This is a genomic window from Achromobacter deleyi (assembly GCF_016127315.1).
GTDB classification, from domain to species: domain Bacteria; phylum Pseudomonadota; class Gammaproteobacteria; order Burkholderiales; family Burkholderiaceae_B; genus Achromobacter; species Achromobacter insuavis_A.
Genome location: NZ_CP065997.1, coordinates 1057478 through 1078652, shown reverse-complemented (window position 1 = coordinate 1078652; position 21175 = coordinate 1057478). Strand labels below are relative to the sequence as shown.

Below are 21175 nucleotides of genomic sequence, written 5' to 3'. Positions count from 1 at the left end.
AGCTCCGGATAAGGCGGAAAAGGTAATTCAGAATGCGGACCGTCACCATCGGGTCGTGTCCTGAGTTGCTAGTTTATGAATTGTTTTTTTGATTGAAAAACGATATTTTTTGTGTCTTAGCATCGAAAATATTGATTGTGATCAAAGAATTCAAGACCTTCATCGCCGTGGCGCGCGACGGCACCTTCACCGGGGCGGGGGCCCAGCTGGGCCTGACCCAGTCGGCCGTCAGCGCCCAGATCAAGCGCCTGGAGGACTACCTGGGCGTGGCGCTGTTCGACCGCAGCGCGCGCGCGGCGGTGCTGAACGACCATGGCCGCGAGATGCTGCCGCAGGCCGAGGAACTGGTGGCCATGGCCGAGCGCATGGCGTCCTCGGGCGGCGCCGGGCACGTCAGCGGGTCGCTGCGCATCGGCGCCATCGCCTCGGTGCAGCAGGACCTGCTGGTGCGCGCATTGGGCGAGTTCCGCGCCGGCTATCCCGATGTGCGGGTGCGGATCGTGCCGGGGGTGTCGCTGTCGCTGCTGGGGCAGGTCGACGCGGGCGAGGTCGACATGGCGCTGCTGATCCGGCCGCCGTTCACGCTGCCGCCCGAACTGGGCTGGCAGCCGCTGCTGCGCGAGGAAGTGGTGCTGGCGATGCCGGCGGCGATGGCGCCGGCGCCGTGGCGCGAGGTGCTGGCCGCGCAGCCATTCATCCGCTACGACCGCGCCTCCTTCGGCGGGCGCGTGGTGGACCTGTTCCTGAAGAAGCAGCGCATCACGGTGCACGAGGCGGTGGAGCTCGACGAGATCGAGGCCATCGCCAACATGGTGCGCCACGGGCTGGGCGTGGCGCTGCTGCCGCGCTTGCGCGGGCTCGACCTGGACGGGCTGCGGCTGGTGTCGCTGGGCGAAGCGGCGTTCCACCGCGAGATCGGCATCATCGGCCGCCTGCCGTTCGACGCCGGCAGCGTCGGCGGCAAGATGGCCGAGTGCCTGGCGCGGGCGGCGGGCACCACGCTGGCGCCCTGAGCCTGGCTGGATCCGGCTTTCTGTCGGAAAATCCCGGGAGCGCCGGCCCGCCGGCCCGAGACCGACTCCCAACGCAGGACGCCCACGCATGACCCCATTGGAAAAACAGCTGGAATTCCTCCGCGAAATCGACCGGCTCAAGACCGTCGTGCGGCAATCGCCGCTGCTGGACCGCAGCCGCAAGGAGAATTCCGCCGAGCATTCCTGGCACCTGGCGCTGTACGCGCTGGTGCTGAGCGAATACGCCAGCGGAGCGGTCGATACCCAGCGGGTCATGCGCATGCTGCTGCTGCACGACGTGGTCGAGATCGACGTCGGCGACTTCCCGATCCATGGCGGCTCGTCGGCCGCCTGGCAGGCCGAGCAGGAGGACAGGGCAGCCGAACGGCTGTTCGGCCTGCTGCCGCAGGGCGATGAGTTCCTGGCGCTGTGGCGCGAATTCGAGCAGGCCGAAAGCGACGATGCACGCTTCGCCAAGGCGCTCGATCGCTTCCAGCCGCTGCTGATCAACGTGTTCACGGGCGGCGGCACCTGGACCGAGAACGGCGTGTCGCACGAGCAGGTGCTGGCCCGCTACGGCCCGGTCATCCAGCGCGGCGCGCCGCGCTTGTGGGAGGTCTGTGAACGATGGGTGGCGGCGCATTTCGCGGGACGCCCGCCGGCCACCCCGGGCGCGCAAGGTTGAACCGGGCAACAACGGCCCCGGGGCGCGACCGCTAGGGCCTGGCGCGCCGGCGCCAGAGATAGAGGCCGCTGCCCAGGATCACGATCATGACCAGGTCGAGCGCCGCCCAGATCAGCTTGAGCGGCAGGCCGGCGGTGTCGCCATAGTGCAGCGGCCGCGAGAACTGCAGCGCGCGCAGGTACCAGGGCATGTCCAGGACCGCGGTCAGCTTGCCCGTGGGGGCATCGACCAGGACGGCGTCGAACAGGTGCGCGCCGAGCGCGGTGTCGCCTTTGGCCCACAGCAGATAGTGGCGGGGCAGGCCCAGGCCCGCGTCGGGAAAGCGCAGCGATTCGACCTGCCTGCCCGGCACGGCGGCCCGCGCGGTGGCGTAGGCCTGTTGCACCGGGACCCACGGCGCCACGTCGGCCGGGGAGGGCTCGCGGCCGGTCGATAGCGCGGCCTGGACATCGGTCGACAGCCAATGACGGAAGAAGGGAACCGCGAGCTCGTGGAGCGCGCCGGTCAGGCCCATCATCAGCGCCCAGGTCACGGTGACGATGCCCAGCAGGTTGTGCAGGTCCAGCCATTTCAGGCGGCGCGCGCGGTGGCCGCGGACGGTGCCGAAGGGCAGCTTTTTCATGTACGGGTGATACAGCACGACCCCGGATACCACCGCCAGCGCGAACAGCAGGGCCATGGCGCCCAGGAACAACTGGCCGGGCAGGCCGCCGTAGAGATCGATGTGCAGGCGCGTCATGAGCGTCACGATGCGCCTGCCCAGCCCTTCGTCCGAGTCGGCGATGGCGGCCCGCGGGGCGCCGTCGCGCGCATCGAACTCCAGGCGCAGCGACGGCGTCCCGGGGGCGGCCTGTGGCCCGGGGGCCAGCCCGAGCGTGACGCGGGGCGGATCGCGCAAGACTTCCACGTCGACGATCCGGTGCTCGCCGTGGCGCGCCCGCGCCGCATCGATGATGGCGTCGAGCGATGGCGCCGGCGTGGCCGGCGCGAGCGTCGGCCAGGGCGGCGAGGGGTCGAGCCAGGCCACGATCTCCTCGTCGAAGATCAACGGCAGGCCCGAGACGCAGACCACCAGCAGGAACAGCGTACAGACCAGGCTGGACCATTTGTGGAGCCAGTACCAGGTCTTGCCGCGCCCCGCCGGCGCGCGCCGCGATGGGGACGCCGGCTGCCGCGCGCCCGGCGCGGCGCCGGCTTGCGGCCGCACTAGAATTCCGCGGTCACGGACAGCAGCAGGGTGCGCGGCGCGGCAACCGTCAGCCCTTCGCGCGCGGCGGATTGCCAGTAGTGCTTGTCGAACACGTTTTCCACCGTCGCCCGCAACGTCACCGGCGTGCGGTTGATGTTCATGGCGTAGCGCGCGCCCACGTCGAAACGGGTCCAGCCGGGCAGTTGCTGGGTATTGGCCGCGTCCACGTACTGGGTGCTGGTGCGCAGCATGCGTGCGGTCAGGGTCAGGCCCTGCACGAACGGCGTGTCCCATTCCGCCGCCGCGTTGAACTGCCAGCGCGGCACCGCCGGGGCGGTGCGGCCATCGTTCAGGCCGCCTTCGGTCTTGGTCAGCACGCCATTGGTGTACGCCACGCCGCCCAGCAGGCGCACGCGCGGCATCAGTTCTCCCTGCAGCAGGAATTCGACGCCGCGGTTGCGCTGCCGGCCGTCGGCCAGGTAGCGCAGGGTATCGGGGTCGACGTAGGCGCTGGGCTGCTCGATCTGGAACGCGCTCAAGGTGGCCGCGACCGTGCCGAAGTCGTACTTGGCGCCGATCTCGTATTGCTTGGAGACGTCGGGCTTGAAGGTCTCGCCGGCGTTCACGGCTTCGGCTGGCGCCGTGCCGCCCTGGGTCAGGCCTTCGATGTAGTTGCCGTACAGCGACAGGCGCTGGGTCGGCTTGACCACGAGCGCGATGGCCGGCGTGACGGCCGACTTGCCGTAGTCCGAGGTGCGGTCGCCGGTGGCCGGGTTGTAGTTCACCGACTGGACGCGCTGCTGGCGCAGGCCGGCGGTCAACTGCACCGCGCCGTCCATCACGGACAGCGTATCGGCCAGCGCCACGCTGTACAGGCGCGTTTCGCTCGTCTTGCCCAGGTCGGTGGGCTTGGCGATGTTGGGCTTGGCCAGGTCGACGGGATCGTACAGGTTCGAGAACACCGTGGACGAGCGCACCCGCGCCGATGAATAGTCGATGTCGAGGAAGCTGGCGGACAGCGTCGGCTCGTGCCTGACCGGGCCGGTATCGAAGCGGCCGCGGATGCCGACCTCGCCGGTCTTGCTGATCAGCCGTTCGTTGAGGCGGGCGGGCACGGATCCGATGCGGCCGGCCGAGTCGAGCATCAGCCAGGTGGTCTGCAGGCTTTCGAAGTCGTGCTTGCGGGCGCCCAGCGCGCCATAGACGGTCCAGTCATCGGAAAGGTCATACTCGGCGCGGACGTCGCCGCTCCATTCCTTGGCCTTCCAGTAGGTCCAGTCGGGGAAGAAGTTGCGCTTCGGGTCCGGCGCGCGGCCGATTTCCTGGCCGCCGCCAGGCGGGAACAGCAGGCCGCTGCGGGCATCGGTCACGCGGTTCTGGTAGTTGATGTCGCCGTCGATGCGAAAGCGGTTGCCGCGATAGTCCAGGCCGAGCGAGACGGCGCCCAGGTCTTCGCCGGCGCCGGAGATGTTCATGTCGCCGCCGCTGCGCAGCACGTTCAGCCGCACCCCGGCGCGATCGTCCTCGCCGAAGCGGCGGGCGATATCCGCCTGCGCGCCGAACTGGTTGTTCTCGATGTACGACAGCGTCATGCGGTTGAGCGGTTCGTCGCCCGCGCGCTTGGGCACCAGGTTGATGGATCCGCCGATCGAGCCGAACGGGGCCATGCCATTGAGCAGCGCATTGGGGCCGCGCAGCACTTCGACGCGTTCGATGCCGATCAGCGACGTGGCGTTGCGCGGCGAGATGCCATACAGGCCGTTGTAGGCGACGTCGTAGTTGAACAGCGTGAAGCCGCGCACGTTGAATTCGTCGCGACCCGCGCCGCGCGAATAGGTGTTGCGGACCGAGGGATCGTTGACCAGCACGTCGCCGATGTTCTGCGCCTGCTGGTCTTCGATCAGCTTGGCCGTGTACGACGTCGCGCTGAACGGCGTGTCCAGGAAGTCGCGGTTGCCCAGCAGGCCGATGCGCGCGCCGCGCGCCACTTCGCCGCCCGCGTACGCTTCGGGCAGCGCCGAGGCGCTGGCGCCGCTTACCACCACGGCGGGCAGCGTGGTGGCGGCGGATGACGCCGGCGCGGGCCGCAGCGCGTAGCCGCCCTCGGCCCGGCGCACGGCTTCCAGGCCGGTGTTGGCGAGCAGGGCGCGGAACGCGCTGTCGACGCTGTGGGCGCCGCGCACGCCGGGGCTGGTCTTGCCGGCGGTCATGTCGGCCGGCACGCTGAGCAGGATGTTGGCCTGCTCGGCAAAGCGGCTCAGGGCGCCCGCCAGCGGGCCCGCGGGCACGTCATAGGCATGGGTGGCGCTGACGGCGCGGGCCGCGTCCTGGGCATGGGCCGCCGGGGCCAGCGCGGTCATCAGGAGCGCGCCGAGCACGGTCTTGCGCAACACGCGCTGCATGGCAACGGGCCGGGGCGATGAGGGAGTGGACGACCCGGGACGGGCGAGGAGTTGCGGGCGGCGCATGGAGCGGTCTTCCTTGGAGCAGGGATGGGCAAGGAGAGGGCCGCGGCTTGCGCGCGCGGGGCGTCGTCGGGCTGTCCGGGGCGGGCCGGGCGGCCGGGACGCGGCACGGGTTTGCGTGGTCCTCTTTCCCTGTTAATCGGACGAGCAGCGGAAAAGCGAACCTCGGCCTGGATTTTTTTTCGAGGACCTTACTTCGGTTCGAGCGTCACCCACCATGGCAAGGTGCGCTGGACGCGGACCGGCAATTCGCGCTCGAGCATCGCCAGCGTGCGCGGCAGGTCGTTGGCGGGATAGCGGCCCACCACGCGCAGGCCGGCGATGCGGGGATCCACGCCCGTGTAGCCGACGTGATAGCGCCCCAGTTCCGCGACCAGCTCGCCCAGCGACAGGTTTTCGGCCAGGATCACGCCGCGGGACCAGGCCTCGCGGGCCGGATCGGCCGGCACGGCCTCGGAGATCGCGTCGGCGCTGTAGCGCTTCTGTTCGCCGCTGCGTACCAGCGTTTCCTGCCCGGAGAGGGTGCGGATCCGCACCTGGCCCTCGTACACCGCCAGCAGGATGTCGTCGTCGGCCTGCCTGACGGTGAAGCGGGTGCCCAGGGCCTGCAGCCGGCCGAATCGGGTGTCGACGAAGAACGGGCGTTGCCGCGCGTCCTTGGCGGTGTCGATCAGGATCTCGCCGCCGGCCAGCGTCACCAGGCGCTGGGTCGGGTCCAGGCGCACGTTGATGGCGCTGCGGGTGTTGAGCCAGACGCGGGTGTCGTCGGCCAGGACCAGTTGGCGTTGCTCGCCGATGCCGGTGGCGTAGTCGGATCGCCAGGCGGTCACGACCGCGGGCAGGGGCGTGAAGCGCCAGCCCAGCCAGCCCAGCACGCCGACGCCACCCAGGGCGAGGATGCGGCCCGCCGCCCGGCGGCGCGCGGAAGGCCGCCGGGCGGCGATCTGCACGGCTTGCTCGGCGGCGTCGCGCTCGCCGTCCACGCGCAGCACGGCGAAGCGGCGGCTCACGGCCTCGACGTGCGCCCAGGCGCTGCGGTGTTCGGGCCGCGCGTCGAGCCAATGCTGCCAGGCGAGGCGTTGTTGCGCGCTGGCGTCGGCATTCTGCAGGCGCGCGTACCACTCGGCCGCGACCTTCAGGCTTTCATAATCCGCCCGGGCCGGAAGAGGCGAGGCCGGCGGGATCGCTGCCGCCATGGCTAGTTCAACCCGGCGTCGATCAGCGCCAGATGCAGCATGGCCTGGGCCAGGTATTTCTGCACCATCCGCGGCGACACGCTCATCTGGTCGGCGATCTCGCGGGTGGACAGCCCGTGTATCTGTGCCTGGATGAAGGCCATGCGGGCTTTGTCCGGCAGGCGGCCGAGCCACTTGCCGACTTCCAGCAGGGTCTCGATGACCAGCGCCTGGTGCTCCGGCGATGGCGCATAGGCTTCGGGTTGCGCGGCCAGGCTGTCCAGCCAGGCCTGCTCCACCTGCCGGCGGCGCCAGAGATCGGTGCACAGGCCCTGCGCCATGGTGCGCAGGTAGGCGCGGGCGGCGCCGGCGCTGGCGAAACCATCGGGCGCGGGCCGCACGATCAGGCGCAGGAAGGCGTCGTGCGCCAGGTCGGCGGCATCCGCCGCATTGCCGAGGCGGCGCCGCAGCCATCCCAGCAGCCAGCCGTGATGATCGCTGTAAAGAGCGTGCAGGTCTTGCTGCACGGGGAGATCGGCGGCGGACATCGGACGGACCCAGGCGCGGGAGGGACGCCTATTTCAAGATGGATAGGAATGGTTATCGTTTATAACTGAAGTCCGAGAGGTCGCGCAATGCCCGCAGACCCTGGCTTGCCTGGCGCCGCCGCCCCGACCCAGGAAAAAAGGCCCGCGCGAGCGGGCCTTCTTTTGTCTTGAGCGCTTTTTACAGCCGGTCGCAGCGCACGGTGATCGGATGATCGCGCAGCGTCGTCATGACCAGGTCGTCGACCTGGCCTTCGACGTCGGTGATCACGTAGCCGATCTGGCCCTTGGTCTGCAGCGTCTGGCTGACGATGTTCAGGCCGTGCTGCGCCATCAGGTTGTCCAGCGTGCCGAGCGCGCCCGGGGCGTTGCGGTGCACGTGCAGGATGCGGGTGGCGCCGGCCTGCTCCAGGTAGGGCAGCTCGGGGAAGTTGACCGCGCCCTTGGTGGTGCCGGCCTGCAGGAAGCGCACCAGCTTCTCGGCCACTTCGCGGCCGATGTTCTCTTGCGATTCCTGCGTGCTGCCGCCGATGTGCGGGGTCAGGATGACGTTGGGCAGGCCGATCAGCGGGCTGGCCAGCGGTTCGTCGGCGCTCTTGGGTTCGGTCGGGAACACGTCGAGCGCGGCGCCCGCCAGGTGGCCGGACGTGAGCGCGGCGTGCAGGGCGTCGATGTCGACCACGGCGCCGCGCGAGGCGTTGATGAGGATGGCGCCGCGGCGCATGCGCCCGATCGTCTCCGCATTCATGATGTTCTCGGTGGACTTGCCGCCGGGCACGTGCAGGGTGACGACGTCGGCCTGTTCCAGCAGGTCGTTGAGCGAGCCGGCCGGGCGGGCGTTGCCCAGCGGCAGCTTGGCTTCGACGTCGTGGTAGATGACGCGCATGCCGAGGCTTTCGGCCAGGGTGCTGATCTGCGAGCCGATGTTGCCGTAGCCGACGATGCCGAGGGTCTTGCCGCGGGTCTCGAAGGCGCCGGCGGCGCTCTTGTCCCAGTGGCCGAGATGGACGCGGGCGTTCTTCTCGGGGATGCGGCGCAACAGCAGGATGGCTTCGCCCAGCACCAGCTCGGCGACCGAGCGGGTGTTGGAGAAGGGCGCGTTGAACACCGGGATGCCGCGTTGCATGGCGGTGTCGAGGTCGACCTGGTTGGTGCCGATGCAGAAGCAGCCGACGACGCGCAGGTCGGGGCTGCCGGACAGCAGGGCGGCATCCAGGTGGGTACGAGAACGGATGCCCGCGACGTGGGCGCCGCGCAGGGCGTCCTGCAGCTGCGACGGCGGCAGGGCCGCGGCGTGCGTGACGATGTCGGTGTAGCCGGCGGCTTCGAAGACGGCGCGGGCGCTCGGGTGGATGTTCTCGAACAGGACGATGTGTGCCATGACTGCCAGGGGTCGGGGTGGGAAATGCGTTTTATTTATTGTGGCGCATTTTTGCTGCGGTGCAAGAGGTACCCATAGCCATGGTGGGGATGAATTGTTTCAGGCGGGTGGCCGGGGAGGACCCCGGCCCTGTGTTTCAACGATACGCCTGGAACACCTTGGCGCCGCCGCGCTTGTCCACCAGCAGGACATCATGCGGGGTCTTGCGGCCGCCGTATTCGGGGCCGTCCATGCCGGGCGAGCCCAGCGGCATGCCGGGGGCGGCCAGGCCGGCGGCGTCGGGTTTCTCGAGCAGCAGGCGGCGCACGTCGCTGGCGGGCACGTGGCCCTCGATGGCGTAGCCGTCCACCACGGCCGTGTGGCAGGAGCCGTAGTCGGCCATGCCGGCATTGCGGCGCACCGCGCCGGTGTCCTGCACGTCGTGGGTGGTGACCTCGAAGCCGTTGTCGCGCATGTGCTTGACCCAGTCTTCGCAACAGCCGCAGGTGGGCGTCTTCCAGACCTGGACCTTGGGCGCCGGCTGCGCCAGGGCCAGGACCGGGGCATACAGGGGCAGGGACAGCGCGGCCGCGAGGATCAGGCGGCGGGCGGGGGTGAGGGATTTTTTCATGGGTCTCCGCGAGAAGGATCAGAACCAGAAGCGCACGCCCGCCAGCAAGGCGGCCTGCGAACGGCCTTGGCCGGCCTCGGACGCATAGTCCGCGGTGCGGCCGAACTTACGTTCGAAGGATACCCCGATGTAGGGGGCGAACTGACGCGTGACCTCGTAGCGCAGGCGCAGCGACAGCGAGCCCTTGGACAGGCCCGAGCCGATGCCGCGTTCGGGGTCGTCGCGGCCGTAGGCGCTGGCCTCGAGTTCGGGCGTGAAAATCAGACGCTGGGTAAGCAGCAGGTCGTATTCGGCCTTCATGGCCAGCGCGGTGTGGCCCGACGGGCCGGCGTAGGCGGTGGTCTCGAACTCGATGTTGTAGGGCAGCACGCCCTCGATGCCGAGCGCGGCCCAGTTGCGCTTGGGGCCGGCGCCGAAGTCGCGGCGCGCGCCCAGTTGCAGGTCCCAGAACGGCGAGATGGCGCGGCTCCAGAATGCTTCGACCTTGGCGTCCGAGCCGCCGCCGCTTTCGCGTTCGCCTTCGCTCTTGACCACCAGCCGGTCGGTGGCGGTGCCCCACCAGAAGCGGCCGTCCCATTCCAGCGCGTTCTGGCCGTCGCGGTTGCGCGACCCGCCGAACTTGTCGAACAGCAGCCGCGACGAGGCCGCGTTGTCCATCATGTGCGGATGGATGCCATAGCTGTCATAGCCGCGCTGGCCGGCGCCGTCACTGGACGGCAGGCTGCCGACGGGCGGGGCGGCGGAGGCGGGTGAGCCATGATCCATGCCGGCATGGATCATGGCCTGGCCGTGGGCCGGCTGGCCGGCCATTCCCGCCAGCAGGGCGGCGGCCAGCGCGGCGTGGCGGAACGGGGGAAGGGAAGTGCGCATATTCCGGTTTCTCATCGCCTACTCCACCACGACCGCCCTGAACATGCCGGCCTCCATGTGGTATAGCAGGTGGCAGTGGTAGGCCCAGTTGCCGCGGGCATCGGCGCTGACGCGGTAGCTCAGGCGCTGCGCCGGGTTGAGCGACAGGGTGTGCTTGCGGACCTGGAAGGCGCCGTCGGGCGATTCCAGGTCGCTCCACAGGCCGTGCAGGTGGATCGGGTGGGTCATCATGGTGTCGTTGACCAGTACGAAACGCACGCGCTCGCCGTGGCGCAGCACGATGGGCCTGGCGTCGGAAAATTTCACGCCGTTGAACGACCACATGTAGCGTTCCATGTTGCCGGTCAGGTGCAGTTCGATCTCGCGGGTTGGCGCGCGGTTGTCGTCGGGTTCGCGGATCGAGCGCAGGTCGGCGTAGGTCAGCACGCGGCGGCCGTTGTCGCGCAGGCCGATGCCGGGATCGTCCAGGCGGGTGGACACCACGTCGGGCAGCATCGAGTTGCCGGGGCCGCGTTCCTCGGGATAGGGGTGCCTGACCTCGACGATGCCACCCTGGTCCGCGCCGCTGCCGTGGGCGCCGCCGTGGTCCATGCCGGGCATGGCGCCGTGGTTCATGCCGGCCATCGCGCCGGCCGCCGCCGGGGCGGCGCCGTGATCCATGCCGCTCATGCCCGCCATGTCGTGACCGCCTCCGCCCATGTCGTGCTTCATGCCCATATCCATCATGCCGAGCAGTTGCGCGCGATCGACGGCCGGCACTTCGGCCTGCATGCCGGGGCGCGGCGCCAGGGTGGCGCGGGCATAGCCGGAACGGTCCATCGCCTGCGAGAAGATGGTGTAGGCGCGGTCTTCGGCGGGCTCGACGATCACGTCGTAGGTCTCGGCCACGGCGATGCGGAATTCCTCCACGTCGACCGGCCGCACGTCCTGGCCGTCGGCCGCCACCACCGTCATCTTCAGGCCGGGGATGCGCACGTCGAAGTACGTCATGGCCGAGCCGTTGATGAAGCGCAGGCGCACGCGCTCGCCCGGCTTGAACAGGCCGGTCCAGTTGCCGGCCGGCGTCGCGCCGTTGGTCAGGAAGGTGTACGTGGCGCCCGAGACGTCCGCCAGGTCGGACGGGTTCATGCGCATCTGTTCCCACATCAGGCGCTCGGACAGCGCCGCCCGCCAGCCCTTCTCGCCCGCGTCGCGGATCAGGCTCTCGACGCTGGGCTGGTTGCGGTTGTAGTAGTCGGGCATGGCCTTGAGCTTGTCGAAGACCCGCATCGGGTCTTCGTCCGTCCAGTCCGACAGCAGCACGGTGTAGTCACGGTCCGCGGCGATGGGATCGCGCCGCTTCGGGTCGATGACGATGGCGCCATACAGGCCCGTCTGTTCCTGGAAGCCCGAGTGGCTGTGATACCAGTAGGTGCCGCTCTGGTGCACGTCGAAACGGTAGGTGAAGGTCTGGCCCGGATCGATGCCCGGAAAGCTCAGGCCCGGCACGCCGTCCATGTCCGTGGGCAGCAGGATGCCGTGCCAGTGGATCGAGGTCTGTTCGCGCAGGCGGTTGGTGACGTGCAGCGTCACCGTGTCGCCCTCGCGCCAGCGCAGCAGCGGCGCCGGGACCTGGCCGTTGACGGTGGTGGCGATGCGGGCGGCGCCGGTGAAGTTCACCGGCGTCTCGCCGATCTCCAGGTGGAATTCGGTGCCGCGCAGTTCGGCGGGCAGGGCGGGGGCGGCGTGCTGGCTCGCGCTGGCGGCGCGCCAGCCGCCCAGCGCCGCGAGCGCGCCGCCGGCGGCCAGCCCCTGCACGAAGCGGCGGCGGGCGGGAATGGGGAGGGCTTGCATGACGGATCCGCGGCGGCGCTACTGCACCGACACCGCGCCCTTCATGCCGGCGGCGTAGTGGCCGGGTTCCAGGCAGCCGAAGGACACGCTGCCGGCGCGGTCGAACTTCCAGACGATCTGGCCGCTCTTGCCGCCGTCCAGCGACACGGCGTTGGCCTCTTCGTGGCGCATGCCGGGGTCCTTCATCATCATGTCGTAGTGGGCCTGCAGGTCGGCGTCGGAGCCCAGCACCATCTCGTGGCGGATGCGGCCCGAGTTGCGCACGTTGAAGCGCACCGTTTCGCCGGCCTTGACCTGCACCTGGGCGGGCGTGAAGCGCATGGCGTCGGTCATGTCGATGTCGATGGTGCGGGTGACGCGGGCGGCGTCGCCGGGCGCGCCGATGGGGGCGGAGGCCGCCGGCATGGCGTGGCCGGCGTGTTCGCCGTGGCTGCCGGCCGCGAACGCGGTGCCGGCGCCGAGCAGGGCGGCCAGGGCCGCGGCTTGAGTGATACGGAGCAAAGTGCCTTGCATGCTGATCCCTTCGTGGGAGTTGACCATGCGGGCACTGTAGAAAAACCGGGGTGACCCGGTTCTGTCGCCTGGATTACTTCTTTGTAATGTTGGCGGCCGGCGCCCCGGGCAGGTTGCCGCGCAGGGTGATGCCGACCACCGTGCCGGCGGCGCCGGAAGCCGCGTCGACGTCGCCGCCGTGCATGCGGGCGATGGCGCGCACGATCGCCAGGCCCAGCCCGTGGCCCTCGGTGCGGGGGGCGCGCGCCTGGCCCGAGCGGAAGAAGCGGTCGAAGATGCGCGGCAGGTCGGCGGCCGGGATCGGCGCGCCGGGGTTGCGCACCTCGACCCGCGCGCCGGCCGGCAAAGGCTGGCAGGCCAGCACGATCTCGCCGCCGCGCGGCGTGGCCTTGATGGCGTTGGAGATCAGGTTCGCGAGCGCGCGCCGCACCAGGCCGGGGTTGGCGGCGATGAGGGCGTCGCCGTCGCAGCGCAGCGTGACGCCGCTGTCTTCCAGCGCCGCCTCGTAGAAGTCGGCGACGCGCCGGGCCTCGGCCGCCAGCGACACCGGCACCAGGTCGGCGGCGCGTTCGCCGCGGTCGGCGCGGGCCAGGAACAGCATGTCGTTGACCAGCGTCTTCAGGTCTTCCAGCGTTTCCAGGTTGGATTCGAGCGCGTCGCGCAGCTCGGCCGCGTCGCGGCCGCTGGACAGGGTCACCTGGGTGCCGTTGATCAGCGTGGCCAGCGGGGTGCGCAGCTCGTGCGCGACGTCGGCGTTGAAGCCTTCCATCTGCTGGTAGGCGGCCTGCAGCCGTTCCAGCGTGCGGTTGAACGACAGCACCAGCTCGTGCAGCTCGCGGTCGGTGTCGCGCAGCGGCAGGCGCACGGCCAGGTTGTCGGGCTGGATGCGGGCGGCCTGCTCCGACAGCCGGCGGGTGGGCGCCATGCTGCGGCGCACGGCCCAGGCCGCCAGCACCACCGTGGCGCCGACCCACAGCGCGCAGATCAGCGCCAGCGCGGTGCCGTAGGCGTACAGGAACTGCGAGCTGGTGCGGGTGCTGACCGCCACCGTCAGGTGCGCGCCCGGCAGGATGCGGTCGTCGACCGCGACGCGCAGGCCGCGCATGCGGCTGCCGTCGGCCAGTTGCAGCAGCACCTGGCGGTCGGGCAGCGTCTGTAGCGTCTCGGGCGCGTCGCCGCCGTAGACGGGATGGCCCTGGGCGTCGACGATCCAGATGCCGAGCTGGCTCTGGCCGGTGCGCATGTCGTCGAACGTGGCGGCCAGGTCGTGCAGGCCGCGCGCGTTGTTCTGCATGTCGATCAGGTGGTTGATGAGCTCCAGCTTGCCACTGACCTCGGTGATCTCCTGGCGTTCGACTTCGCGCTTGAGGGCCCAGAACAGGGTGGCGCCCGCCAGGCTGGAGACCAGTAGCGCGATCACGCCCAGCAGCAGGGTCAGGCGCGCCTGCATCGAGCGCACGCGCGGCGGTTTCATCCGCGCGCGGGCTCCGGCCGCGATTCGAGCACGTAGCCCATGCCGCGCACGGTGTGCAGCAGCTTGGCCTCGAACGGGTCGTCCAGCTTGCTGCGCAGGCGCCGCACGGCCACGTCGATGACGTTGGTGTCGCTGTCGAAGTTCATGTCCCAGACCTGCTCGGCCAGGGTGGTGCGCGACAGTACCTGGCCCTGGCGCCGCAGCAGCAGGGCCAGCAGGTTGAATTCCTTGGCGGTCAGGTCCAGGCGGCGGCCGCCGCGCGCGACCTTGCGGCGCGCCAGGTCCAGTTCCAGGTCGGCCAGGCGGAACACGGTGGGTTCCTGCGAGCGGCCGCGCCGCAGCAGGGCCTGCACGCGCGCCAGCAGCTCGGAGAAGGCGAAGGGCTTGACCAGGTAGTCGTCGGCGCCGCCTTCCAGCCCGCGCACGCGGTCTTCGACGGCGTCGCGCGCGGTCAGCATCAGGATCGGGGTGTCCTTGTTGGCGCGCACGGCGGCCAGGATGCCGAAGCCGTCCACGCCGGGCAGCATCACGTCCAGCACGATCAGGTCGTAGGCGCCTTCCAGCGCCAGGTGCAGGCCGTTGACGCCGTCGCGCGCCAGGTCGACGACGTGGCTCTGTTCCGACAACCCTTTCTTGAGGTAGTCGGCCAGCTTGGGTTCGTCTTCGATGACCAGGATGCGCATGGCCGGAAATTTACCATCCGCGCCGCGATCGCGGCGCGGATGGCGCGTGACGCCGCCTCAGGCGGACGGGTCGACGGCGATGCGGTCCGGCGGGAAGCGCAGCGCGAACAGGCTGCCCTTGCCGGGCTCGCTGGTGATGAACAGTTCGGCGTCGTGGCGCATGGCGATGTGCTTGGTGATCGCCAGCCCCAGGCCGGTGCCGCCGACGGCGCGCGAGCGGCCGCGGTCGACACGGTAGAAGCGTTCGGTCAGGCGCGGGATGTGGCGCGCCGGAATGCCGATGCCGGTGTCCTGCACGCTGTAGCGTCCGCCGCCGTCGGGTTCGCGTTCCCAGCGCACGGTGATGGTGCCGCCGTCGGGGGTGTAGCGCACGGCGTTGGTCAGCAGGTTCGACAGGGCCGAGGTCAGCTCGGTCTCGGCGCCGAGCACGTCGAGGGTCTCGTCGATGTGCCATTCGAGCACGTGGCGTCCGCCCGACAGGGCCTCGATCTGCTGGCGCGCCTTCTGCAGCAGCGCGCCCATGTTGACCGCGCGCGGGTCGCTGCCCGGCGACGATTCCAGCGTCGACAGCGTCAGCAGGTCCTCGACGATGGCCTGCATGCGCTGGGCCTGCTCGTGCATCATGTCCAGGTACTGCGCGCGCTGCTCGGGCGGCAGGGCGTCGGCGGGCATGTCGCGCAGCGTTTCCAGGAAGCCGGCCAGCACCGTCAGCGGCGTGCGCAGTTCGTGCGAGACGTTGGCGACGAAGTCGCGGCGCGTGGTTTCCAGGCGCTCGATCTGGGTGACGTCGCGGGTGATGAGCAGGCGCTGGTTGCTGGCGTAGGCCGTCAGCTGCATCATCATCAGCCGTTCCTGGCCGTTCTGGCCCAGGCGCACCAGGATCGGATCCGGCCAGGAGGCGCGGTGGGCGTATTCGACGAATTCCGGCGCGCGCAGCAGGTTCAGCAGGTTGTGGCCGCGGTCGGCCGGCAGGCGCAGGCCCAGGTGCTGGCGCGCCATGCGGTTGCACCAGTCGATCTGGAAGTCTTCATTGAGCGTGACCGCGCCGTCCGGCAGCGCCTGGGCGGCCGCCAGCATGCCTTGCATGGTGTCGCGGGTCTCGGTCAGCTCGCGGGCGCGGGCCCGGGTGTAGCGGTAGAGCGGGGCGAGGATGTCGTCCCACGGGCCCACCGAGGCGGGGGGAGAGGTGTCCGGGTGCCTGGCCCAATGGGAAACCAGGTGCAGGCGCCAGCTGCGCCACAGCAGCATGGTGACCAGCGCGGCGCTGAACAGCACCCAACCCGCCGGATCCCCAATGAGCCATTGCGCCAATAGCGCGACCGCCGCCCACAGGGCGACCAGGATAAGAGTGCGCAGCCAGATCATCGTGCGGGAGTTTTACCGCGCCGGGACCTGTGCCGTAAACCGGTAGCCGCTGCCGCGCACCGTTTCCACGTGGGCGTCGTGGCCGCTGGGTTCCAGCGCCTTGCGCAGGCGGCGGATGTGCACGTCGACCGTGCGTTCCTCGACGAAGACGTGATCGCCCCAGACCTGGTCCAGCAGCTGCGAGCGCGAGAACACGCGTTCCGGGTGGGTCATGAAGAAGTGCAGCAGGCGGAATTCGGTGGGGCCGATCTGCAGCGACTGGCTGTTGCCCGACAGGCGGTGCGTGACGGGGTCCAGCTTGAGGCCGCCGACGTCGATCACGTCGTCGGTCAGCTGCGGCGCGCGGCGGCGCAGCACGGCCTTGATGCGGGCCATCAGCTCCTTGGGCGAGAAGGGCTTGGTGATGTAGTCGTCGGCGCCGGCTTCGAGGCCGTCGACCTTGTCCTGCTCGGAGCCCTTGGCGGTCAGCATGATGACCGGGACGGCGCGGGTGCGCTCGTCGTTGCGCAGCTTGCGCGCCATGGCCAGGCCGGAGGTGCCGGGCAGCATCCAGTCCAGCAGGATCAGGTCGGGCAGTTCGGCGCGGATCAGCGTCTGGGCCTGGTCGGCGTCGAAGGCGCGCAGCACTTTGTGGCCGGCGAAGGACAGGTTGACGGCGATCAGTTCCTGGATTGCGGGTTCGTCTTCGACGACGAGGATGGTGCTGGACATGGCGAATAGGGCACGCTTCGGAGCGCCGGCGCGGCGCGAACATTGCGATAGTATGGCCGCAATATTTCAGGTATGTGACCAAAGCGCGTGTTCCCGGTCCCGCAGGCGGCGTCTGGCCGGCCCCGATAGGCTACCATTGGACGATATATCGGGAATTCACCATGCAAAACCCCTCCGAATCGCAACATTCCGCGGATTCCGCCTCCCAATCGACGCATTTCGGCTTCCAATCGGTGCCGGAACACGACAAGGCCCGCAAAGTCGCCGAAGTCTTCCATTCCGTGGCCCAGCGCTACGACATCATGAATGATTTCATGTCGGCCGGCCTGCACCGCGTCTGGAAGGCCTTCACCATCGGCCGCGCGGCCATCCGCCCCGGCATGAAGGTGCTGGACATCGCCGGCGGCACCGGCGACCTGGCCAAGGCGTTCGCCAAGCGCGCCGGCCCCACCGGCGAGGTCTGGCTGACCGACATCAACGACTCGATGCTGCGGGTCGGCCGCGACCGCCTGGCCGACGCCGGCCTGCTGGTGCCCACGGCCGTCTGTGACGCCGAGCGCCTGCCGTTCCCGACGGGTTATTTCGACCGCGTCAGCGTGGCCTTCGGCCTGCGCAACATGACTCACAAGGACCGCGCGCTGGCCGAAATGACCCGCGTGCTCAAGCCGGGCGGCAAGCTGCTGGTGCTGGAATTCTCCCGCATCGCCAAACCGCTGGCGCCGGCCTACGACTGGTATTCCTTCAACGTGCTGCCCTGGCTGGGCAAGACCGTGGCCAAGGACGAAGCCAGCTACCGCTACCTGGCGGAATCCATCCGCATGCACCCCGACCAGGACACCCTGGCGGACATGCTGCGCACCGCCGGCCTGGAGCGGGTGCAGTACTTCAACCTGACGGCCGGCATCGCCGCCCTGCACGAGGGTGTGCGCCTGGGCTGAACGTCCCGGGGTCCGACACGGCTTTTCTTCGTCCCGGGGGGAACTTGTGGGGCGACGGCTTGTCCGTTATTCTTACGTCATTCAGATTATTGTAAGAAAGTCGCGCTGAACGGCCGCACGATCCGTGCGGCTTTCCGCTGCTCGGGGCAGCGGGAAGCGCGGGTACGAGGGAGCAAATCCATGACCAAATTCTGTTTCTCGCGGTTTGTCGCCGCGGCGCTCATCGCCATTTCCGGCGCTGCGTTGGTGACGGCGTCGTTTGACGCCGAAGCCCGCCGCGCCGGCGGTGGCAGCAGCGTCGGCCGCCAATCCTCCAATGTGACCCAGCAACGCCAGGCCACCACGCCGCCGGCCGCCGCCAACAACACCGCGGGCGCCACCGCGGCGCCGGCCGCCGCCGGCGCCGCCACGGCCGGCGCCGCGGGCGCTGCCGCCAAGAGCGGCGCGTCGCGCTGGCTCGGCCCGATCGCCGGCATCGCCGCCGGCCTGGGCATCGCCGCCCTGCTCTCGAGCATGGGCCTGTCGGGCGCCTTCGCCGAATTCCTGTCGTCCGCGCTGCTGATCGCCGTGGTCGTGTTCGGCGTGATGTTCATCATCCGCCGCCTGCGTGGCGCCGCGCCGCGTCCGGCCACCCAGGGCGCCTTTGGCGGCGCCAACAACGCGTCGGGCGAGCCGCAGCAGCAGCCCATGTGGCGTGAAACGCTGAAGCCGGCGGCGGCGCCCGTCGCCGCCGCCGTCGCAGCGGCCCCGGTCGCAGCAACGCCCAAGGCGGGCGACGACAACAACTGGTTCGTGCCGGGTGATTTCGACACGCCCAACTTCCTGAAGCAGGCCAAGGACCAGTTCGTGCGCATCCAGGCCGTGTGGGACAGCGGCAGCACCGACCGCCTGCGCGACTACCTGACCGACGACCTCATCACCGAGCTCAAGCCGCAACTGGCCGAGCGTGGCGCGGCCCCCAACAAGACTGAAGTGGTCCTGTTGAACGCCGAGCTGCTGGGCATCGAGACGGTGTCCGATGGCCACCTGGCCAGCGTGCGCTTCTCGGGCATGCTGCGCGAGGCGCCGGGCGCCGAAGCCTTCCGCTTCGAGGAGGTCTGGAACCTGTTCAAACCCGCCAACGGCGGCTGGCTGCTGGCCGGCATCCAGCAGATCCCGGTGGAATTCGCCAGCTGATCCGGCTGGCGCCATCCCCCTGCTATCGCGGCGGCCTTGCGGCCGTCCGCCACCACCGGCCCCTCAGGGCCGGTTTTTCCATGCGCGGGCGCAAACCGCGTCCAGACCGTCCGGAACACACCCCCATCCAACCCGTTACACTCCCGATTTACCCATCAACTTCGTCATCCCCGTTTCGCGGGGCCGCGGACCGTCATGTTGCCTTTTTCGTTTCTGCCCACTCCTGCACGGCTGGCCGTCGGCGCGCTCAACACCCTGTTGAAGCGTGAAGACTGGGCGCGCGAACGCCTGGCCCGCCACGCCGGCAAGACCGTGCGTTTCGCGCTGGGCGGCTTCACCCTGGGCCTGACCATCGACAGCGAGGGCCTGGCGGCCCAGGCCGATGCGGCGGTGGCGCCCGACGTGACCCTGACGGTGGCGCCCGAGAAGCTGCCGCTGCCGCGCCTGGGCGCGGGCGGCGAGGCGCCCGATTTCGCCGAGGCCACGCACATCTCCGGCGACGCCGCGCTGGCGCAGGTGGTGGCGGACCTGTCCAAGCAGCTGCGCTGGGACCCGGAAGACAGCCTGGCGCGGCTGGTGGGAGACATCCCCGCGCTGCGCATCGTTGGCGGGCTGCGCGCGGCCGCCGGCGGCGCGCGCCAGGCCGGCCAGCGCATGGCCGAGAACGTGTCCGAATACCTGGCCGAAGAGAGCGGCATGCTGCTGGGCCGCCCGGCGCTGGAGCAGTGGCGCCTGGACCTGGCCGAGCTGAACGCCCGCGCCGACGCGCTGGCGCGCTCGGCCGCCGCCCTGCAATCGCGACTGGCCACGGCCGCCGGCAAGCGAGGCGCCTGACCCATGTTCCCCTTGCTGCGCCTGCTTCGCATCATCCTGGTTTCGCTGCGCTACGGTCTGGACGAGCTGGTGCTGTCCAGCCTGAACCATCCGCTGGCCACCTGCCTGCTGCGCGTCATCCGCCTGGGCACCCGGCCGCGCCAGCCGCGCGGCCAGCGGCTGCGCCTGGCGCTGGAATCGCTGGGCCCGATCTTCGTGAAGTTCGGCCAGGTGCTGTCCACCCGCCGCGACCTCATTCCCGCCGACATCGCCAACGAGCTGGCGCTGCTGCAGGACCGCGTGCCGCCGTTCCCGTCGGCCCAGGCCGCCGCCTGCATCGAGGCCGCGCTGGGCGCGCCGCCCGAAAAGCTGTTCGCGCAGTTCCAGGTCGACCCGGTGGCGTCGGCCTCCATCGCCCAGGTGCACTTCGCGGTGCTGCACGATGGCCGCGAGGTGGCGGTCAAGGTGCTGCGCCCGGGCATGCTCAGCATCATCGAGAAAGACCTGTCGCTGCTCAAGATCGTGGCCCGCATCATCGAGCGCCTGGGCGCCGATGGCCGCCGGCTCAAGCCGCGCGAGGTGGTGGCCGAGTTCGACAAGTATCTGCACGACGAACTGGACCTGGTGCGCGAGGCCTCCAACTGCAGCCAGCTGCGCCGCAACTTCGGCCCGGAGTCCGGCCGCGGCGACATGCTGATGGTGCCCGAGGTCATCTGGGAATACACCGCGTCCACGGTCTTCACCATGCAGCGCATGTACGGCGTGCCGGTGGGCCAGGTCGAGCGCATGCGCGCCGCCGGCATCGACATCCCGACGCTGGCGCGCACCGGCGTCGAGATCTTCTTCACCCAGGTGTTCACGGACGGCTTCTTCCACGCCGACATGCACCCGGGCAACATCTACGTGTCCGACCGGCCCGAGACGCTGGGCAGCTACATCGCCCTGGACTTCGGCATCGTCGGCTCGTTGTCGGAATTCGACAAGAACTACCTGGCGCAGAACTTCCTGGCCTTCTTCCACCGCGACTACCGCCGCGTGGCGCAGTTGCACATCGAGTCGGGCTGGGTACCGCCCGACACCCGCGAGGAAGAGCTGGAGGGCGCGGTGCGCGCCGTCTGCGAACCGTATTTTGACCGGCCGTTGTCCGAGATTTCGCTGGGCCAGGTGCTGTTGCGCCTGTTCCAGACCTCGCGCCGGTTCAATGTGGAGATCCAGCCGCAGCTGGTGCTGCTGCAGAAGACGTTGCTGAACGTCGAAGGCCTGGGGCGGCAGCTCGACCCCAACCTGGATCTCTGGAAGACCGCCAAGCCCTACCTGGAACGCTGGATGCGTCAGCGCGTCGGGTTCAAGGGCCTGCGGCAGAGCCTGGAAAAAGAAGCCGCGCAGTGGTCGCAAATGCTGCCGGCGCTTCCCAGGCTGGTCCACGACCATCTGAATCGCCCGAACGTCTCGCCGGCCCTGCTGGCCGAGATGGTGCAGTTACGGCGGGCCAAGGAACAGAGCAACCGGCTGATCGCGGCGCTGGTTGGCGTGCTGGCCCTGGGTATCGGGGTGGCGTTGTGGGCATTGACCCGATAGGCGGCGCGATGGTGTAAGTGCGATCCTCCTGTCATGTTTCATTCATGAAACGGTCATCATAGCTTCGCGGGAGACGGCGAAAAATAGCGCTGCGGCGGCCAATGCAGCGTCACGCCGGCAAGCGCGTGCGCCATTCATCAATTTCTATAGCCCCACTA

Annotated in this window: 19 protein-coding genes; 6 read left to right on the top strand and 13 right to left on the bottom strand. The window is 69.6% G+C overall.

Annotated elements, in window-relative coordinates; translation table 11 throughout:
• The first annotated feature begins 137 nt into the window (after nt 1-137).
• Nucleotides 138-1013, top strand: coding sequence for a LysR substrate-binding domain-containing protein (locus I6I07_RS04800; protein ID WP_198485827.1), 876 nt, complete (start codon nt 138-140; stop codon nt 1011-1013).
• Between the two features lie 88 nt (nt 1014-1101).
• Complete coding sequence (locus I6I07_RS04795) at nt 1102-1698, top strand: HD domain-containing protein (RefSeq protein ID WP_198485826.1); 597 nt, start codon at nt 1102-1104, stop codon at nt 1696-1698.
• A 31-nt stretch (nt 1699-1729) separates the two neighbouring features.
• Here the strand turns inward: I6I07_RS04795 and I6I07_RS04790 are convergent, their stop codons facing one another.
• The 13 genes from I6I07_RS04790 to phoB form a co-directional block, all read right to left on the bottom strand.
• Complete coding sequence (locus tag I6I07_RS04790) at nt 1730-2905, bottom strand: PepSY-associated TM helix domain-containing protein (RefSeq protein ID WP_198485825.1); 1176 nt, start codon at nt 2903-2905, stop codon at nt 1730-1732.
• Nucleotides 2905-5289, bottom strand: coding sequence for a TonB-dependent receptor (locus tag I6I07_RS04785; protein WP_198485824.1), 2385 nt, complete (start codon nt 5287-5289; stop codon nt 2905-2907). The genes I6I07_RS04790 and I6I07_RS04785 overlap by 1 nt, the downstream gene beginning before the upstream one ends.
• 254 nt (nt 5290-5543) lie before the next feature.
• Complete coding sequence (locus I6I07_RS04780; protein ID WP_198485823.1) at nt 5544-6548, bottom strand: FecR domain-containing protein; 1005 nt, start codon at nt 6546-6548, stop codon at nt 5544-5546.
• A gap of 2 nt (nt 6549-6550) precedes the next feature.
• On the bottom strand, nt 6551-7075 hold the full coding sequence (locus I6I07_RS04775; protein ID WP_198485822.1) for a sigma-70 family RNA polymerase sigma factor: 525 nt from the start codon (nt 7073-7075) through the stop codon (nt 6551-6553).
• A 178-nt stretch (nt 7076-7253) separates the two neighbouring features.
• The gene (gene serA / locus I6I07_RS04770) at nt 7254-8453 is read right to left on the bottom strand and encodes a phosphoglycerate dehydrogenase (protein WP_198485821.1); all 1200 of its coding nucleotides are present in this window, start codon (nt 8451-8453) and stop codon (nt 7254-7256) included.
• Between the two features lie 136 nt (nt 8454-8589).
• The gene (locus tag I6I07_RS04765; protein WP_198485820.1) at nt 8590-9063 is read right to left on the bottom strand and encodes a DUF411 domain-containing protein; all 474 of its coding nucleotides are present in this window, start codon (nt 9061-9063) and stop codon (nt 8590-8592) included.
• Between the two features lie 18 nt (nt 9064-9081).
• Nucleotides 9082-9933 carry a copper resistance protein B gene (locus I6I07_RS04760; RefSeq protein WP_198485819.1) on the bottom strand — a complete coding sequence of 284 codons (852 nt, stop codon included), beginning with the start codon at nt 9931-9933 and terminating at the stop codon, nt 9082-9084.
• Between the two features lie 18 nt (nt 9934-9951).
• Nucleotides 9952-11766: a copper resistance system multicopper oxidase gene (locus I6I07_RS04755; protein WP_198485818.1), complete on the bottom strand. Its 1815-nt coding sequence runs from the start codon at nt 11764-11766 to the stop codon at nt 9952-9954.
• Nucleotides 11767-11784: 18 nt separating this feature from the next.
• Nucleotides 11785-12279, bottom strand: coding sequence for a cupredoxin domain-containing protein (locus I6I07_RS04750; RefSeq protein ID WP_198485817.1), 495 nt, complete (start codon nt 12277-12279; stop codon nt 11785-11787).
• A 73-nt stretch (nt 12280-12352) separates the two neighbouring features.
• Nucleotides 12353-13753: a heavy metal sensor histidine kinase gene (locus tag I6I07_RS04745; RefSeq protein WP_198485816.1), complete on the bottom strand. Its 1401-nt coding sequence runs from the start codon at nt 13751-13753 to the stop codon at nt 12353-12355.
• Nucleotides 13750-14436: a heavy metal response regulator transcription factor gene (locus tag I6I07_RS04740; protein WP_006392627.1), complete on the bottom strand. Its 687-nt coding sequence runs from the start codon at nt 14434-14436 to the stop codon at nt 13750-13752. The genes I6I07_RS04745 and I6I07_RS04740 overlap by 4 nt, the downstream gene beginning before the upstream one ends.
• A gap of 57 nt (nt 14437-14493) precedes the next feature.
• Entirely contained in the window at nt 14494-15801 is a 1308-nt protein-coding gene (gene phoR / locus I6I07_RS04735; protein ID WP_006392628.1) for a phosphate regulon sensor histidine kinase PhoR, read from the bottom strand.
• Nucleotides 15802-15813: 12 nt separating this feature from the next.
• Nucleotides 15814-16512, bottom strand: coding sequence for a phosphate regulon transcriptional regulator PhoB (gene phoB / locus I6I07_RS04730; protein WP_006386862.1), 699 nt, complete (start codon nt 16510-16512; stop codon nt 15814-15816).
• A gap of 161 nt (nt 16513-16673) precedes the next feature.
• Here phoB and ubiE point away from each other — a divergent pair, with 161 nt between their 5' ends.
• From ubiE to ubiB, 4 genes are all read left to right on the top strand, one after another.
• Nucleotides 16674-17450, top strand: coding sequence for a bifunctional demethylmenaquinone methyltransferase/2-methoxy-6-polyprenyl-1,4-benzoquinol methylase UbiE (gene ubiE, locus I6I07_RS04725; RefSeq protein WP_006392629.1), 777 nt, complete (start codon nt 16674-16676; stop codon nt 17448-17450).
• A gap of 180 nt (nt 17451-17630) precedes the next feature.
• On the top strand, nt 17631-18626 hold the full coding sequence (locus tag I6I07_RS04720) for a Tim44 domain-containing protein (protein ID WP_198485815.1): 996 nt from the start codon (nt 17631-17633) through the stop codon (nt 18624-18626).
• A 195-nt stretch (nt 18627-18821) separates the two neighbouring features.
• Nucleotides 18822-19460 (top strand): ubiquinone biosynthesis accessory factor UbiJ, encoded by a 639-nt coding sequence (locus I6I07_RS04715; protein WP_198485814.1) that lies wholly within the window; start codon nt 18822-18824, stop codon nt 19458-19460.
• 3 nt (nt 19461-19463) lie between these two features.
• Nucleotides 19464-21017, top strand: coding sequence for a ubiquinone biosynthesis regulatory protein kinase UbiB (ubiB, locus tag I6I07_RS04710; RefSeq protein ID WP_198485813.1), 1554 nt, complete (start codon nt 19464-19466; stop codon nt 21015-21017).
• Nucleotides 21018-21175: the final 158 nt, after the last annotated feature.

Excerpts from the sequence above, each read along its gene's own strand:
- I6I07_RS04750 (WP_198485817.1), bottom strand. The coding sequence starts at position 12,279 with ATGCAAGGCACTTTGCTCCGTATCACTCAAGCCGCGGCCCTGGCCGCC.
- I6I07_RS04715 (WP_198485814.1), top strand. The coding sequence starts at position 18,822 with ATGTTGCCTTTTTCGTTTCTGCCCACTCCTGCACGGCTGGCCGTCGGC.
- phoR (WP_006392628.1), bottom strand. The coding sequence starts at position 15,801 with ATGATCTGGCTGCGCACTCTTATCCTGGTCGCCCTGTGGGCGGCGGTC.
- I6I07_RS04740 (WP_006392627.1), bottom strand. The coding sequence starts at position 14,436 with ATGCGCATCCTGGTCATCGAAGACGAACCCAAGCTGGCCGACTACCTC.
- I6I07_RS04745 (WP_198485816.1), bottom strand. The coding sequence starts at position 13,753 with ATGAAACCGCCGCGCGTGCGCTCGATGCAGGCGCGCCTGACCCTGCTG.
- phoB (WP_006386862.1), bottom strand. The coding sequence starts at position 16,512 with ATGTCCAGCACCATCCTCGTCGTCGAAGACGAACCCGCAATCCAGGAA.
- I6I07_RS04795 (WP_198485826.1), top strand. The coding sequence starts at position 1,102 with ATGACCCCATTGGAAAAACAGCTGGAATTCCTCCGCGAAATCGACCGG.
- I6I07_RS04760 (WP_198485819.1), bottom strand. The coding sequence starts at position 9,933 with ATGCGCACTTCCCTTCCCCCGTTCCGCCACGCCGCGCTGGCCGCCGCC.
- I6I07_RS04720 (WP_198485815.1), top strand. The coding sequence starts at position 17,631 with ATGACCAAATTCTGTTTCTCGCGGTTTGTCGCCGCGGCGCTCATCGCC.
- I6I07_RS04755 (WP_198485818.1), bottom strand. The coding sequence starts at position 11,766 with ATGCAAGCCCTCCCCATTCCCGCCCGCCGCCGCTTCGTGCAGGGGCTG.
- I6I07_RS04785 (WP_198485824.1), bottom strand. The coding sequence starts at position 5,289 with ATGCAGCGCGTGTTGCGCAAGACCGTGCTCGGCGCGCTCCTGATGACC.
- serA (WP_198485821.1), bottom strand. The coding sequence starts at position 8,453 with ATGGCACACATCGTCCTGTTCGAGAACATCCACCCGAGCGCCCGCGCC.
- I6I07_RS04775 (WP_198485822.1), bottom strand. The coding sequence starts at position 7,075 with ATGTCCGCCGCCGATCTCCCCGTGCAGCAAGACCTGCACGCTCTTTAC.
- ubiB (WP_198485813.1), top strand. The coding sequence starts at position 19,464 with ATGTTCCCCTTGCTGCGCCTGCTTCGCATCATCCTGGTTTCGCTGCGC.
- I6I07_RS04765 (WP_198485820.1), bottom strand. The coding sequence starts at position 9,063 with ATGAAAAAATCCCTCACCCCCGCCCGCCGCCTGATCCTCGCGGCCGCG.
- ubiE (WP_006392629.1), top strand. The coding sequence starts at position 16,674 with ATGCAAAACCCCTCCGAATCGCAACATTCCGCGGATTCCGCCTCCCAA.
- I6I07_RS04780 (WP_198485823.1), bottom strand. The coding sequence starts at position 6,548 with ATGGCGGCAGCGATCCCGCCGGCCTCGCCTCTTCCGGCCCGGGCGGAT.